This window comes from Actinoplanes sp. NPDC051851, assembly GCF_040681165.1.
Lineage (GTDB): Bacteria > Actinomycetota > Actinomycetes > Mycobacteriales > Micromonosporaceae > Actinoplanes.
The window spans coordinates 44,447-58,959 of record NZ_JBFAYF010000034.1; the positions used below are offsets into that span (position 1 = coordinate 44,447).

Genomic DNA, 14,513 nt, shown 5'->3' on the forward strand with positions numbered 1-14,513 from the left:
CGATCATGGATTGTTGTACGCCGTCGAGCGGCGGCGCGGGGGAAGAGGACGGCGCGGCCGCGGGGCAGGCGGGCGCTTCAGGGGGCCCGGCCGGCCGTGGCGGTGCCGGGCGGCCGGAGAGCCCCGGTGCGCACGGGATCGAGCAGGTCCTCGTGCCCGCGCAGAGCTTCGCGATGGGGGACGCGCACGGGGACGGGGCGTACGCCGACGGCGAGCGCCCCGTCCACCAGGTCACCCTCCCCGCCTTCCGGATCGACGCCACCGCGGTGACGGTCGCCGGCTTCCGCGCCTTCGCGGCGGCGACCGGCTACCGCACCGACGCCGAGAAGTACGGCTGGTCCGCCGTCTTCCACCTCGCGCTGACCGATCCCGATCGCGTCGTCGGCCCGATGCGCGGCACCCCGTGGTGGCTCGGTGTCGAGGGCGCCGACTGGGCCCACCCGGGCGGCCCGTCGTCGTCGGCCGGGGACGACCACCCGGTGGTGCACGTGAGCTGGAACGACGCGCTCGCCTACTGCGACTGGGCCGGGCGCCGCCTCCCGTCCGAGGCCGAGTGGGAGTGCGCGGCCCGCGGAGGGCTGGACTCCCGGCGCTACCCGTGGGGCGACGACCTGCCGATCGGCGACTGGGCGTGCAACATCTGGCAGGGCGAGTTCCCGGTGCGCAACACGGTCGAGGACGGCTTCCTCACCACGGCGCCGGTGAGGGCGTTCCCGCCGAACGCGTACGGCCTGCACCAACCGGTCGGGAACGTCTGGGAGTGGGTGGCCGACTGGTTCGCGCCGGACTACTACGCGATCTCGCCGGCCGAGGACCCGCGCGGGCCCGATGACGGTCAGTCGAGGGTGATCCGGGGTGGTTCGTACCTCTGCCACGACTCGTACTGCAACCGGTACCGGAACGCCGCCCGGTCATCGAATACCGCTGATTCGTCGACAGGGAACATGGGCTTCCGTACCGTGGGTTGACGATGGCTGACGGGGGCATGGTCACGATCCTGCTGGGCGCGGTCCGGGCACGGGCCGCCCAGGCGTGCACGCTGCTCGTGCTCGCGATGCTGCCCGCCGCGGTCGCCGCCGGCGCGCCCTGGTACGTGCTCACCGCCACGGTCCGCTCCACCGTGGGCCTCCAGGGGCCGGCCGCCGAGCGGGTGGTGACGGTGCACTGGGCCGCGGAGACCGGGGGCGATCCGGCCGCCGCGCTCTCCGGTTTCGGCGACGCGGTGGACCGCGCCATCCCGATGCCGGGCGCCGGTCCGGTGCTCGGGCTGAGCCGGGCGATGACCGTGATCGATCCGGTCGGCACCGCGGACCGGGTGATGGTCGGCTACCGCGACGGCTTCTGCGACCGGGTCACGCTCACCGGCGGCTGCCCCGCGGACCGGGGCGATGCGGTGATCACCCAGCCGGTCGCCACCCGGCTCGGCGTCGGGCCCGGCGACGACCTGGTCGTGCAGACCAACCTCGAGTCCGGCGAGGTGACCCTGCGGGTGACCGGTATCTACCAGGTCACCGACCCCGCCGACGGCTACTGGGCCGACCCCTTCTACCGGCCGCAGAGCGGGCTCGACCCGATCATGACGGTGCCCGCGTCGTTCACCGAGGGCGTGCTCGCGCAGCCGGTGCTCACCTGGTCCGCCGCGGTGCCGGACGCGCTGCTGCGCGGAGACGGTGGCTACGACCTCGGCGCGCTGGTCGCGTCCGGTTCCGCCCAGGGCCTGGAGATCACCGATCCGACCGGTCCGCTGCGCGCGATCCTCACCGGCGAGCGGGAGCGGCTGACCGTCGGCGTGCTGCTCGCCGCCCTCCCGGTCCTGCTGCTCGGCTGGTATGCGATCGTCCTGGCCGGCCGCTACACCGCCCGCGACCGTCGCCGCGACGCCGCCCTGGTCACGCTCCGCGGCGGTGGCCGGCGCCGGCTGGCCGTGCTCCTCTCCGGTCAGCACGTGCCGCCCCTGCTGCTGGGTGGCCTGCTCGGCGCGGCCGCCGGGATCACCGGCGCGTGGCTCCTGGCCGGCGGACCGCCCGGTCCGGCACTCGGCACCGCCTGTCTCTGGTCCGGTTCGGCCGTCGTCGTGGTCCTGCTCATCGCGTTCCTCACCCTCTTCGCCGCCGATTCCCTGCTTCTCCGTACGCCGGTGGCCGCGTTGCTCCGCTCGGTGCCTCCGGCACGCAGTGGCCGCGCCGTGCTGCTCGCCGACCTCCTGCTGATCACGGTCGCCGCGGCCGCCGCCTATCAATCCCGGTCAGGCGGCACCGACTCCGGGTTCGGCGCGCTGGCCCCCGCCGCGGTCGCGGTCGCCGTCGCGGTGCTGGCCGCCCGGCTGATGATCCGGATCGCCGACCGGGGTGGCGGCGCCGCGCTCCGGTCCGGGCGGCTGCGTCTCGGGCTGATCGCCGTGCGGATGTCCCGGCAGGCCGGCACCGACCGGGTCTTCGCCCTGATCGCGGTCGCGGTGGCGATGCTCGCGACCGCTTCCGGTCTCTTCGCCGCCGACCGGTCCGCGCACCTGGCCCGGGCCGGTGCCGAGCTCGGTGCCGACCGGGTGCTGACCGTCGGCGCGGCGCCCGGCACCACACTGACCTGGACCGCGCTGCAGCACGCGGTGACCGTCGCCGATCCGGGCGGCGGGTACGCGATGGCCGCGGTGGTGGACCGTACCGAGAACCCGCCGCTGCTCGCCGTCGACACCACTCGGCTCACCACGGTCGCCGACTGGTACCCCACGTTCGGGGCCCGCCCCGTCCCGCAGGCCGACTCGGACGCGCCGCTGCTGATCACCGGCTCGGCGCTGACCCTCGAGGTGCGCAACGACCGGGTCCGGGCGGGCACCGTCGACCTGGTGCTCCAGGACGAGGCCACCGGTGCGCCGGTCCGCGTCGCGTTCGGCCCGGTGCGGCCGGGGGACGCCGCGGTCACGCGTACGGTGGAGGGCTGTTCCGGCGGATGCCGGCTGGTCCGGTGGGAGGTGCCCAGCCCGCCCGGGGTGACCGGCGCGGCCGCCGCGGCACCGATCGTCCTGCGCCAGCTCACCCAGACCGGGCCGGACCGGACGCTGCTCACCGCGGCCGACTTCGCCGATCCGGTCCGCTGGCGCACGGTGGCCACCGGGCCGGGACCGCAGCTGGCCGGGGTGGCGGACGGGCTGGCGATCTCCGGCGGCGCGGCGAGCAGCGCCACCAGCGACCGGGTCTACGCCGCCGACGCCACCGTCCCGCTGCCGGTCCTGCTGGCCGGGCCGGCACCGGCGAGCTGGCGTTTCGACGACGCCGTCCTGGACCTCACCGGCGCCGGGCCGATCGCGGTGCGGGTCGCGGGCACCGCCGGGGCGCTGCCGGTGCTCGGCGCCGCCGGGGTGCTGACCGATCTCGACGCGCTGCGCCGGATCGCCGCGGAGGCCGCGCCCTCCGGAACCCCGCAGGTCTGGCTCGCCTCCGGCGCGCCGGAGTCCGTGGTGGACGGTCTGCGCGCCGCCGGGCTGACCGTTCTCGCCGACGAGGACGCGGCCGCCCGGGCGGCCCGGACACCGGGGCGCGGCGCGTCGGCGGCCGGCGCGTTCACGCTCTTCGGCGCGGTGGTCGCGGTGCTGGTCGCGGTGGCGATGGGCGTGGTCGCCGCGACCGTCGACCGGGAGCCCCGGCTGGCGGCGACCCGGGCGCTGCGGGTGCAGGGCCTGTCCCGGCGGACCGCGGCGGCCACCGGCTACGCGGGGCCGCTCGCGCTGGCGGTGACCGGCGCGGTGGCCGGGCTGGCGGCGGCGGTGCTCGCGCGGTGGGCGGCGGGCGCCCCGGCGACGTACTTCGCGGACGGCTGGCGGCTGCTGCCCGCACCCGATCCGCTCGGCCGGCCGGCCCTGCTCGCCGCGGGCGCGGTCGCCCTCCTGCTGCTGGCCGCGTCGTCGGCGATCTCCGGTTCCTCGGCGACCTCCGCCGGCGGGGACCGATGAGCCCGGCGGCGAGCGATGGCCCGGGGCGCGGGATGAACCCGGGCGCCGCACGATGAGTCCGGGGGCCGCGCGATGATCGCTCTCGTCGCCGCCATGGTCTGGGCCCGCCGCGGGCAGGCCGTCGTGCTCGCTCTGCTCACCGTCTTCGCGGTCGCCCCGGCGGTGGCCGCGCCCGCCTACCTCCGCGCCGCCGACCGGGTGATCGCCGCCGGGCAGGTCGCGCAGGCGGACCTCGCCGAGCGGTCGGTCACCGTCCGGCTGACCGAACCCGATCAGCGCGGCGACCACGCCGGCTCGGCCGGCTCGGTCAACCTGCCCAACACCGGCTCCGCGCTGGTCGACCTCCCCGGTTTCCAGTACGTCTACTCCGCCGAGTACCCCACCGTCGGCATCGAGCCGGACGACCGGTACCGCACCCGGCTGGTCTACCGGCAGGACGTCTGCGCCCACCTGGTGATGGTCACCGGGCGCTGCCTCTCCGGCGAGGGCGATCTGGTCCTCGGCGAGCAGGCGGCGCGCCGGCTGCACCTCGCCGCCGGCGACTCGGTCAGCCTGTCGTACGCCTACTTCGCCGCCGCCCCCGACCTGATGGTGTACGTCGCCGACGGCGCGCCGGCGACGTTCCTGGTGGTGGGCACGTACCGGGTGGCCGGCGCGGGCGGCGCCTACTGGGGCGACCACGGGTACTTCGCCCCGGAGGAGAACGCGCCGGGCGAGCCGGCCTTCACCGGGCTCTCCACGATGAACCTGATGGAGCGGGGCGACGTCCAGCTCGCGGTGGACGGCTCGGCCGGTCCGGGCGCGATGGACGTGGACCGGCTACCCGCCCTGCGCGCGGCGCTCGCCCGGCTGCAGGGCACCGTCGCCGACCTCGGCGCGCAGCTCGGCACCGGCGGGGTCAGCGCCAGCGGGCTGAACCTCGGCACCTCGATGCCCGCGCTGATGGAGCGGATCGACAGCGGCCGGGCGGCGGCCCGCCGGATCGTCCCGGTCCCGGCCGTGGCGCTGATCCTGCTCGCCTGCCTCGCCGTCCTGATCGCCGCCGGGGCCGGTGCCGCGCAGCGCCGCCCGGAGAGCGCGGTGATCGCGCTGCGCGGCTCCCGCTGGATCCACCGCTGGTGGCTGGCGACCGGGGAGAGCCTGATCGCGGTCCTGGCCGGCACCCTGCTCGGCGTGCCGGCCGGGCAGTGGCTGGTCGACGCGGTGGTGGCGCTCCGCTTCCCCGGGGTCGGCGCCGACCCGCACGCCTCCTCGCTGCGGTACGCCCCACCGGCCGCCCTCGCCGTGATGCTCACCGTGCTGATCGCGCAGAGCCGCCCGCTGACCCGCCCGGTGACCGAGCTGCTCCGCCGGGCCACCCGCCCCGCCGGACGGGCCGGGATCGCCGCCGAGATGCTGATCGCGGCGCTCGCCGTGGCCGCCGTCGTGCAGCTGCGCACCTCGTCGGCGGAGGGCGCCGGGGCGGCCGCACCGGGACTGGTCATCCTGGCCCTCGCGCTGATCACCGCCCGCGCCGTCCGCCCGCTGACCGCCTGGTACGCCCACCGCGCCCTGGACCGCGGCCGGCCGGCTACCGGACTGACCGGTCTGCGGCTGGCCCGCCGTCCCGGCACCGCCCGGCTGTTCGCCCTGCTCGTGGCCGCGGTGGCGGTCAGCGGGTACGCGGTCGCGGCCACCGCCGTGGCGAGCCGGGGCCGGGCGGTCGAGGCGGGTCTGGGCACCGGCGCGGACCGGGTGCTGACGGTCGGGCCGATCGGGCGGAGCCGGCTGATCGCGGCGGTGCACGCGGTCGACCCGGACGGGGCGTACGCGATGGCCGCCGTACGGATAACCGGGTCTCCGGGCGAGGCACCGGTGCTCGCGGTGGAGAGCGAGCGCCTCGCCGCGGCGGCGAACTGGCCGGACGGCGGGCCGGACGCCGCGACGGTGGCGGCCGCACTGCGCCCGGCGGCGGCCGCACCCCCGATCATGACCGGCACCGAGGTGGTGCTGGACCTGACCGCCGCCGAGTTCCGCCCCGGCAAGGGCGTCACCATGCAGATCGTGCTGAGCCCGGTCCGCGGCGGCGAGGACGTCGTGGCCCCGATGGGCGTGCTCCAGCAGCGCCGGCACACGTACCGGTACCCGGTGCCGCAGTGCGCCGCGGGCTGCCGGATCAACGCGTTCCGGATCGCCGGCGGCAACGCGGTCCTCGACGTCACCGGCGTGGTCACCGTCCACGGCCTGGCCGGGGTGCCCGCCCTGGGCGAGGCCGGCGCCTGGCGCGCCTCGGCCGGGCGGCTCGCCGCGGCCACCGACGGGCTGCGGATCGAGGTCGGCGGGCTGGACGGGCTGCCCGAGGGGATGGTGGTCCAGCCGGTGGACACGCCGTACCCGGTGCCGATCGCGGCGGCCGGCGCGCCGCCCACGGCCGCGACCGGCGGCTGGACCGGCGCGGTCACCGGCCTGGACTACCGGGACGTCCCGGTCACCGTGGCGGCCCGGATCCCGGCCGTGCCGCAGCTGGGCACGCCCGCCCGGCTGATCGACCTGGAGTACGCCGACCGTCTCTCCACCGACGGCACCCCGGCCACCACCGGCCAGATCTGGCTCGGTGAGGGCGCGCCGGCGGACGTGCTGGAGCGGGTCGCCGCGCAGGGCGTGGTGGTGACCGGTGATCTCCGCGCCGGCCAGGCCGCCCGCCGCCTGGCCCGGCAGGGCCCGGCCGTCGCCCTCGGGTACGCGGCCCTGGTCGCGGTGCTGGTGGTGCTGCTCGCCGCCGGGGTGCTGGTGCTGACCGCGGTGGCCGGGCGCGCCGGTCTCATCGAGGACCTGACGGCGCTCCGGGCCCAGGGGCTGTCCCGGGCCGCGGCGCGGCGGGTGGCGCTCTGGTCGTACCCGCTGCTGGTGGCCGGTGCGATCCCGGCCGGGCTGGCGATCGGCCTGGGCGCGTGGGCACTGACCGGGTCCGCGCTGCCGCTCGCCGGGCTGGACCCGGCACCGCTGCCACGCCCGCAGTGGCCCGGTGTGCCGCCGATGGCGCTGACCGTCCTCGCCCTGCTGATCGTGCTCGGGTGCACCGCGATGCTGGCCGGTTCCCCGGTTTCCGGCGGGCCGAACAGGAAGCGGTGAAGACAGGCCGCCCTAGATTGGCGGGGTGACCGATCCTGAAAAACGACCGCAGCTGCTGACGTCGTTCGCCGGGCACTGGGACGGGGACGGCACCGGCGTCACCGTGATCGTGCCGCCGCCGGGGACCGTCGCGTCCGGGGAGGTGCGGGGTGGCGCGCCCGCTACCCGGGAGTTCCCGTTGCTCGACCCGACCCGGCTGGTGGACCGGGTGGACGCGGTGGTGCTCTCCGGGGGCTCGGCGTTCGGGCTCGCCGCCGCCGACGGGGTGGCCGGGCTGCTGCGCGAGCGGGGCCGCGGGTTCGCCACGCCGTTCGGGCCGGTGCCGATCGTGGTCGGCATGTCGATCTTCGATGCCTCGGTGGCGTCGCGCCCGCCGGATGCCGGCTCCGGTCGCGCGGCCGCTCTCGCCGCCCTCTCCGGAGCACCCCTCCGCTCCGGTACGCACGGCGCGGGCACCGGCGCGGTGACGGGGAAGTGGCGGTCCCGGCTCGACCCGGGTGGTGCCGGTGTCGCCGAGGGGCGGTCGGGGTCCGCGCGGGTGGCGGCGATCGCGGTGGTCAACGCGTGGGGCGACGTGCTCGGCGCGGACGGGCGGCCGCTCTTCGCCCCGGGCGCACCGGAGTCACCCGGCCCGCCGGCGCCACCGATGTTCGGCGCGGGCTCCTCCGGGGTGGGCTCTTCGGGCGCGGGCTCCTCCGGGGCGGGCTCTTCGGGCGCGGGCTCCTCCGGGGTGCCGCCGGGGTCCGCGATGGGGAACACCACGATCGCCGTCGTGGTCACCGACGCGAAGCTCGGGAAGACCGACTGCTTCCTGCTCGCGCAGAGCGGGCACACCGGGTTCGCCCGGGCGCTGCACCCCGCCCATTCGCGGTACGACGGGGACGCCGTGGTCGCGCTCGCCAGCGGGGAGGTCACCTCGGGGTACGACCTGGACCACCTCCGCGCCGTGGCCTCGGACGTCATGGCCGCGGCGATCCGCGCGGCGGTCACCGGGTGAGGCGGCCTCTCCCACGTGCGACGAAGGGTGTGGGCGGGAGACGTGCGCGGTATCGGCGGGGCGGGGAAAGCTCCGGTGGGGCGGGCGTCGGGCGTACCCGGAAAAGGTTCTGGAATCCAATGGTGTTATCTCTGTGTGATGTTGGTTGACTTCGCGGCCTCGGTCGCGGCCACGCCCGCCGAGGCAGAAGCGGCGGCCGTCTCGGCGGAGCAGGTGGGGTACGACGGTTTCAGCGCCGCCGAGACCCGGCACGACGTCTTCACCACGCTGGCCCTGGTGGCGCGGGCGACCACGCACATCTCGCTGCAGTCGGGGATCGCGGTGGCGTTCGCGCGGAACCCGATGACCGTGGCGATCCTCGGCAACGATCTCCGGCTGATCTCCGAGGGGCGGTTCCGGCTCGGGCTGGGCTCGCAGGTGAAGCCGCACATCGAGCGACGGTTCGCGATGCCGTGGAGCCGGCCGGCGGCGCGGATGGAGGAGTTCGTCGGGGCGCTGCGGGCGATCTGGCACAGCTGGGCGACCGGCGAGCGGCTGATGTTCCGCGGCGAGTTCTACCGGCACACGCTGATGACGGAGTTCTTCACGCCGGGCCCGAACCCGTTCGGGAACCCGCCGGTGGAGCTCGCCGCGGTCGGGGAACGGATGCTCGCGGTGGCCGGGCGCAGCACCGACGGGCTACTGGTGCACCCGTTGACCAGCGCGGCGTACCTGAACGAGAGGATCCTGCCGGTGACCCGGGAGGCGCGTGGCGGGAAGCTGGACGGCTTCAGCGTGGCGATGAGCCCGATGGTGGTGATGGGCCCGGACGAGGAGCGCCGGTCCCGGGCGGAGCGGGCGGTGCGCCGGCAGATCGCGTTCTACGCCTCGACGCCCGCGTACCGCCCGGTGCTGGACCTGCACGGCTGGGGCGGGCTCGCCGACCGGCTCAACGCGTTCTCCCGCCGCCAGGAGTGGGACGCGATGGCCGCCGCGATCCCGGACGACGTGCTGGACGCGTTCGCGGTCGCCGGCGACCCGGTCACCGTCGCGGCGGCGCTGCGCGACCGGTTCGACGGGAAGGTCGACCGGATCTCGCTGTACACCCCCTACGACGCCGACCGGTACCAGCTCGCGGCGGTCCGCTCTAGTCTTCGACGGTGATGCCGTCGACCCGGTCGGGGTAGAACGCGACGTGACCCTTGATCGCGGCGACCGCGTCGTAGGGGTCCTGGTACTCCCAGATCGCGTCGGCCGCGCCGGGCAGCGAGTAGTAGGTCGCCTCACCCTTGAACGGGCAGTACGTAGTGGTGGACGATCGTTCCAGCAGGGACTGGTCGACGTCGGTGAGCGGGACGTACTGCGCGACGGGGTAGGTCGACTCCTGGAGGCTGAGCGCCGCCCGGGTGTCCGCGACGACCTTCCCGCCGGCGGTGACGACGACGCGTCTCCCGGTCGGCGTGACGGTGATCGGGTGATCCGGGCCGGGGTACTTGCGGGGCCTGTCGGTCATACTCGCGAGCGTACTTCGCGTTCCGGCCGCGTTCCGGTCCGCGCGCCGGTCGCGTCGCCTGCTCCGGTCCGCGCGCTGGTCGCGGCGTGTGCTCCGGTTCGCGCGCTGGTCGCGGCGTGTGCTCCGGTTCGCGCGCCGGTCGCGCTGCGTGCTCCGGTTCGCGTGCCGGTGATTCTCCAGGGTCGCGCCGGTGTCCGGTCGCGTTAGTGTTCGATCATGACGAGCCCCGCGATCGACGCCGTGAACGCCCTCGGGATCGAGCACGAGGTGGTCCGGTACGGCCCGGTGAGCAGCGTGGCCGAGGCCGCCGAGGCGCAGGGCGTCGAGATCCGCGACCTGGTCAAGAGCCTGGTGGTACGCCGGGGCGACGGCGACTACCTCTTCGTGCTGGTGCCCGGCGACCGGTCGATCTCCTGGCCGAAGCTGCGGGCGCTGCTCGGGGTGAACCGGCTGTCCATGCCGGACGCCGCCACGGCCAAGGGGGCGACCGGCTACGAGCGGGGGACGATCACGCCGTTCGGTTCGGCGAAGCCGTGGCCGGTGATCGCCGACGAGCGTACCCGGGGCCGCACGATCAGCCTGGGCTCGGGCGAACGCGGCGCGGCCCTGCGGGTCGGCGCGGACGCCGCGGTCGGCGCCCTGTCCGGCCGGTTCGCCGACGTGACCGAGTAGCCCACCGTCCCGGCTGGTGTCCAGGGGTGACCCTGCTGGTCACATCTGGACCCCCTGGGCGGGACGCCGGATCCCGTGACCGGGTGCCCGCCCGAACACTCGCCGCCCGCGGATCGCCGGCCCCGCCAGCCAGGATTCGTTCGTGGACCGTCCGGGCGGCGCCCCGTGGGTGGCGGGCTGGCGATCCGGGGTGTCTCGGGCCGGTCCGGCTGGCGATCCGGGGTGTCTCCGGCGCCCGAGAGACCCCGGAACACCAGCCACCCCGGGAAAGCTGGCACTCACGGGTCACTCCAGCCCGCCGACACACCCCTGACCACCAGCCACCAAGATCATCCCCGCAGTTGATCATGAAAAGTCGATCAAGTCCGGCCGGTCGGGGCCCACCCCGACCGGGGGAAACCCCCATCCCTAACGGAACAGTGGCACATAGCAGCGATCTTGGCCCGGGGGCCTGTGGACAAACCCCAGCGGTGGATAACCCCCAACCCAGACGACGACCGAGAACGCCTACCCCCGAATCCCGCCGGAATCGACCAGCGGGGTCAGGGGTGCCTCAAGCGGAGCGAGGCACCCCTGAGTGCCAGCCAAAACCGCACGCCGCGGCAGGCCCTCGACCAGCCGGTGCGGCCGCGGCACACGGCGGCGGCCCGCATGTCGAGTTCGGTCCCGTGTGTCGAGTTCGGTCCCGTGTGTGGGGGAGGGGTGGTCAGGACTTGAGGGCGACCGCGACCGCGTCGGTGAGGGGGGTGGTCGGGTGGCCGATCAGGCGGGACAGGTCGCCGCTGTCGGTGGTCAGGGCGCCGTCGCGGACGTGGACGTCGGTGTCGGCGAGGATCTCGGCGAAGCCCTGGGGTACGCCGGCGCCGGTGAGGATCTCCACCATCGTGGCGGGGGGTACGTCGTTGTAGGCGACCGCGTCGCCGGTCTGCCGGGCCACCTCGGCGGCCAGCTCGGTCAGGGTGAACGGCTGGTCGCCGCCGAGCTCGTAGACGCCCGCCTCGCCGCTGATCAGGACGACCGCGGCGGCCTCGGCGTAGTCGGCGCGGGTGGCGGCGGCGATCCGGCCCTCGCCCGCGGTGCCCAGGAAGCCGCCGGTCGCCTTCACCGTGGGCAGCTGGTCGGTGTAGTTCTCGGTGTACCAGCCGTTGCGCAGGAACGCGTACGGCAGACCGGACGCGGCCAGGATCTCCTCGGTGGCCCGGTGCTCGGCGGCCAGGGCCAGCGGTGTGCTGTCCGCGCGCAGGATGCTGGTGTAGCCGATGAAGCCCACCCCGGCGGCCTTCGCGGCGTCGATCGCGGCGGTGTGCTGGGCGACCCGGGTGCCGACCGCGTTGCTGGAGACCAGCAGCAGCCGGTCCACCCCGGCGAACGCGCCGGCCAGCGTCTCCGGGCGCTCGTAGTCGGCCTCGCGGACCTGGACGCCCTTGGCGGCGAGCCCGCCGGCCTTCTCCGGGCTGCGGACCGCGGCGACGATCGAGCCGGGCTCGGCGCCGCGGGCGATGAGGGCCTCGACGACGAGGCGGCCGAGGTGTCCGGTGGCTCCGGTGACGGCGATGGTGGTCATGTTCTGCTCCCTCAAGCGGTGGATACCGAAAAGCATGCACTAACTTTTCGAAAGTGCCAACCCGAAGGAGAGTGCGATCACAACGGGAAGCACGGCGGAAACGGGTAAGCTGCGTGTCATGAGCGATCCGAGCGATGAGCTGGTCGCCAGCGTCTTCGCCCGGGAGTGCCCCTCCCGGCACGTGCTGGCCGACGTCACCGGCAAGTGGGGTGGTCTCGCCCTGGCCGCGCTGCACGAGGGCAGCTACCGCTTCAACGCGTTGCGCCGCCGGGTCGACGGTGTCAGTGAGAAGATGCTGGCCCAGACCCTGCAGTCCCTGGAGCGCGACGGCCTGGTGGTCCGCGAGGTGCAGGCCACCATCCCGCCCCGGGTGGAATACAGTCTGACCCCGCTCGGCGAGCAGGTCGCGGTCAAGATGAAGGAGCTGATCGACCTCGTGGAGGGGGAGATCACGCACATCCGGGCGGCGCAGGACACCTATGACACCGAGAGGGCCGGGTAGGAAAAAGGGATGACGAGCGAAGCGATCCAGCCCGATGTCCTCCCCTCCGGCACCGGGTGCGCCGAGTGCCTGGCCGCCGGCGGCTGGTGGGTGCACCTGCGGCGCTGCGCCCGGTGCGGGCACGTGGGCTGCTGCGACACCTCCCCGTCCCAGCACGCGACCGGGCACTTCCGGGAGACCGGCCACCCGGTGATCCGCTCGTTCGAGCCGGGCGAGGACTGGTTCTGGGACTTCACCACCGAGCAGGCGTTCGCCGGGCCGGAGCTGGCACCGCCGGTCAGCCGTCCGGAGGGTCAGCCGGTTCCGGGTCCCGCCGGTGCCGTCCCGGCCGATTGGCGCAGTAAACTCAACAATTAAGAAAAGTCGGGCATATAGCTGGAAACTTCTTCTTTCCTCAGGTGAGCCACGTCACGGTCGATCGGGCGTACGTCGGCAAAGATGGAGGGAAGATGCTCGGCCTTAAGAACATCGGGACGGCCCACCGGCTGGGCGCCATCGTCGCGGCGGGGGCGATAGCGCTCGGCGCGATGGCCACGATCACGCTCATCTCCCAGGACGACCTGGCCGATCAGGCCGAGCAGCTGCGCAGCCTGGAGGCGGGCCTGGCGGCGCTCAACCATCTGAACAACCGGCAGAGCGAGCTGAAGGTCGACGCTTACCGTGCGGCACTCGGCGACGACGTCTCGGGCGACGTGACGGATGACGTGGCCTCCTCGGTCGAGGCCGCGGACCTGGTGATGTCCGCCGGGCTGCCCTCCTCGATCACCACGGAGTTCGAGGGTTATCGCGGCGACTTCGACGACTTCAACACGTTCATCACGGAGTTCGTCACCGCCGGTGTGAAGAATCCCGCCTCGGTGAAGAGCCGGACCGGCGAGATCTCCGAGATGAACAGCAAGACGGACGACGAGCTCGACGCGCTCACCGAGAGCGTGGAGAACCTGATCACCGCGCAGAAGGCCGACATGGCCAGCACGGTCACCTCGACCCGGTGGCTCGCCATCGGCGTCGCGGTGGCCGGCCTCGTCCTGCTGATCGGCATGGCGATCCCGCTGGTCCGCTCGATCCTCGGGCCGATCAAGAAGCTCGGCACCGTCGTCGACGCGCTGGCCCGCGGCGACCTCACCGAGCGCAGCGGCATCACCTCCCGCGACGAGCTGGGCCTGATGGCCGCCGGCCTGGACCGGTCGCTGGACAAGATGCGCGACTCGATGAACACCATCGCCAAGGACTCCGACAAGCTGGCCGCCGCGGCGACCGAGTTGGCCGCGGTCTCCGGCGAGATCGCCAACGCGGTCGACAACACGGACCGGCAGAGCAGCTCGGCGTCGACCGAGGCGGACGAGATCTCGCGCAACGTGCAGAGCGTCGCGGCCGGCTCCGAGGAGATGGGCCTCTCGATCCGGGAGATCTCCCGCAACGCCGCCGACGCCGCCCAGGTGGCCTCGATCGCGGTCTCCGAGGCGGCCCGGGCCACCGAGACGATCCGTCAGCTCGGCGAGTCCTCGGCCGAGATCGGCAACGTGATCAAACTGATCACCAGCATCGCCGAGCAGACCAACCTGCTGGCGCTGAACGCCACCATCGAGGCCGCGCGCGCCGGCGAGGCGGGCAAGGGCTTCGCGGTGGTCGCCTCCGAGGTCAAGGACCTCGCCCAGGAGACCGCGAAGGCGACCGAGGACATCGGCACCCGGGTCAACGCGATCCAGAACGACACCGGTGGCGCGGTCGAGGTGATCAACCGGATCTCCGAGGTCATCGCGCAGATCAACGACTTCCAGACCACGATCGCGTCGGCCGTCGAGGAGCAGACCGCGACCACCGGCGAGATGAGCCGGAGCATCGCCGAGGTGGCCGCCGGTTCCAGCCGGATCGCCGCGAACATCAGCGACGTCTCGAACGCCAGCGCGGCCACGGTCGGCGGCGTCACCCAGACCCGCGAGGCGAGCGAGGAGGTCTCCCGCACCGCCGAGGAGCTCCGGGTCCTGGTGAGCAACTTCAAATTCTGACCGCTTCCGTACGGCGAAAGCCGGGCCGGCCACTCAAGAGGTGGCCGGCCCGCAGTCTTTGCCGGAGTTCCCGGGCATTGCGGAGGGCCTGGAGGCCCGCGGGCCGAAGGAAACGCCCGTCGCTGCCGATGGGAGACGATATGGGCTCGTCGCGATGGTCGGCGGCGACGAGTTCCTGGTGCTGCTGCCGGAGTGCGACGAGCCGGGTGCCGAGGTGATC

General features: G+C 74.4%; 11 protein-coding genes. 9 read left to right on the top strand and 2 right to left on the bottom strand.

Annotated elements, in window-relative coordinates:
* The first annotated feature begins 5 nt into the window (after positions 1 to 5).
* From AB0M08_RS28590 to AB0M08_RS28610, 5 genes are all read left to right on the top strand, one after another.
* Entirely contained in the window at positions 6 to 968 is a 963-nt protein-coding gene (locus AB0M08_RS28590) for a formylglycine-generating enzyme family protein (protein ID WP_364499560.1), read from the top strand.
* Positions 969 to 970: 2 nt separating this feature from the next.
* On the top strand, positions 971 to 3,946 hold the full coding sequence (locus AB0M08_RS28595; RefSeq protein ID WP_364499563.1) for an ABC transporter permease: 2,976 nt from the start codon (positions 971 to 973) through the stop codon (positions 3,944 to 3,946).
* Positions 3,947 to 4,018: 72 nt separating this feature from the next.
* The gene (locus AB0M08_RS28600) at positions 4,019 to 7,057 is read left to right on the top strand and encodes an ABC transporter permease (protein WP_364499564.1); all 3,039 of its coding nucleotides are present in this window, start codon (positions 4,019 to 4,021) and stop codon (positions 7,055 to 7,057) included.
* Positions 7,058 to 7,082: 25 nt separating this feature from the next.
* Entirely contained in the window at positions 7,083 to 8,054 is a 972-nt protein-coding gene (locus tag AB0M08_RS28605; protein ID WP_364499567.1) for a P1 family peptidase, read from the top strand.
* A gap of 138 nt (positions 8,055 to 8,192) precedes the next feature.
* Positions 8,193 to 9,197 (top strand): TIGR03617 family F420-dependent LLM class oxidoreductase, encoded by a 1,005-nt coding sequence (locus tag AB0M08_RS28610; RefSeq protein ID WP_364499570.1) that lies wholly within the window; start codon positions 8,193 to 8,195, stop codon positions 9,195 to 9,197.
* Here the strand turns inward: AB0M08_RS28610 and AB0M08_RS28615 are convergent.
* Complete coding sequence (locus tag AB0M08_RS28615; protein WP_364499572.1) at positions 9,181 to 9,546, bottom strand: DUF427 domain-containing protein; 366 nt, start codon at positions 9,544 to 9,546, stop codon at positions 9,181 to 9,183. The genes AB0M08_RS28610 and AB0M08_RS28615 overlap by 17 nt on opposite strands.
* Before the next feature lie 216 nt (positions 9,547 to 9,762).
* Here AB0M08_RS28615 and AB0M08_RS28620 point away from each other — a divergent pair, with 216 nt between their 5' ends.
* Entirely contained in the window at positions 9,763 to 10,218 is a 456-nt protein-coding gene (locus AB0M08_RS28620; RefSeq protein WP_364499575.1) for a YbaK/EbsC family protein, read from the top strand.
* Positions 10,219 to 10,924: 706 nt separating this feature from the next.
* On the opposite strand, the gene AB0M08_RS28625 is transcribed toward AB0M08_RS28620, so the two are convergent.
* On the bottom strand, positions 10,925 to 11,782 hold the full coding sequence (locus tag AB0M08_RS28625; protein ID WP_364499577.1) for an SDR family oxidoreductase: 858 nt from the start codon (positions 11,780 to 11,782) through the stop codon (positions 10,925 to 10,927).
* Between the two features lie 118 nt (positions 11,783 to 11,900).
* On the opposite strand from AB0M08_RS28625, the gene AB0M08_RS28630 reads away from it, so the two are divergent.
* From AB0M08_RS28630 to AB0M08_RS28640, 3 genes are all read left to right on the top strand, one after another.
* Entirely contained in the window at positions 11,901 to 12,284 is a 384-nt protein-coding gene (locus tag AB0M08_RS28630) for a helix-turn-helix domain-containing protein (protein WP_364499579.1), read from the top strand.
* 9 nt (positions 12,285 to 12,293) lie between these two features.
* On the top strand, positions 12,294 to 12,641 hold the full coding sequence (locus tag AB0M08_RS28635) for a UBP-type zinc finger domain-containing protein (protein WP_364499582.1): 348 nt from the start codon (positions 12,294 to 12,296) through the stop codon (positions 12,639 to 12,641).
* A 92-nt stretch (positions 12,642 to 12,733) separates the two neighbouring features.
* A complete protein-coding gene (locus AB0M08_RS28640) occupies positions 12,734 to 14,293 on the top strand; it encodes a methyl-accepting chemotaxis protein (RefSeq protein ID WP_364499585.1) in 1,560 nt (519 codons plus the stop codon).
* Positions 14,294 to 14,513: the final 220 nt, after the last annotated feature.

What these genes read in the sequence shown, in the direction of transcription:
- AB0M08_RS28590 (WP_364499560.1), top strand. Translation starts at nt 6, where the DNA reads ATGGATTGTTGTACGCCGTCGAGCGGCGGCGCGGGGGAAGAGGACGGC.
- AB0M08_RS28595 (WP_364499563.1), top strand. Translation starts at nt 971, where the DNA reads ATGGCTGACGGGGGCATGGTCACGATCCTGCTGGGCGCGGTCCGGGCA.
- AB0M08_RS28600 (WP_364499564.1), top strand. Translation starts at nt 4,019, where the DNA reads ATGATCGCTCTCGTCGCCGCCATGGTCTGGGCCCGCCGCGGGCAGGCC.
- AB0M08_RS28610 (WP_364499570.1), top strand. Translation starts at nt 8,193, where the DNA reads ATGTTGGTTGACTTCGCGGCCTCGGTCGCGGCCACGCCCGCCGAGGCA.
- AB0M08_RS28615 (WP_364499572.1), bottom strand. Translation starts at nt 9,546, where the DNA reads ATGACCGACAGGCCCCGCAAGTACCCCGGCCCGGATCACCCGATCACC.
- AB0M08_RS28620 (WP_364499575.1), top strand. Translation starts at nt 9,763, where the DNA reads ATGACGAGCCCCGCGATCGACGCCGTGAACGCCCTCGGGATCGAGCAC.
- AB0M08_RS28625 (WP_364499577.1), bottom strand. Translation starts at nt 11,782, where the DNA reads ATGACCACCATCGCCGTCACCGGAGCCACCGGACACCTCGGCCGCCTC.
- AB0M08_RS28630 (WP_364499579.1), top strand. Translation starts at nt 11,901, where the DNA reads ATGAGCGATCCGAGCGATGAGCTGGTCGCCAGCGTCTTCGCCCGGGAG.
- AB0M08_RS28635 (WP_364499582.1), top strand. Translation starts at nt 12,294, where the DNA reads ATGACGAGCGAAGCGATCCAGCCCGATGTCCTCCCCTCCGGCACCGGG.
- AB0M08_RS28640 (WP_364499585.1), top strand. Translation starts at nt 12,734, where the DNA reads ATGCTCGGCCTTAAGAACATCGGGACGGCCCACCGGCTGGGCGCCATC.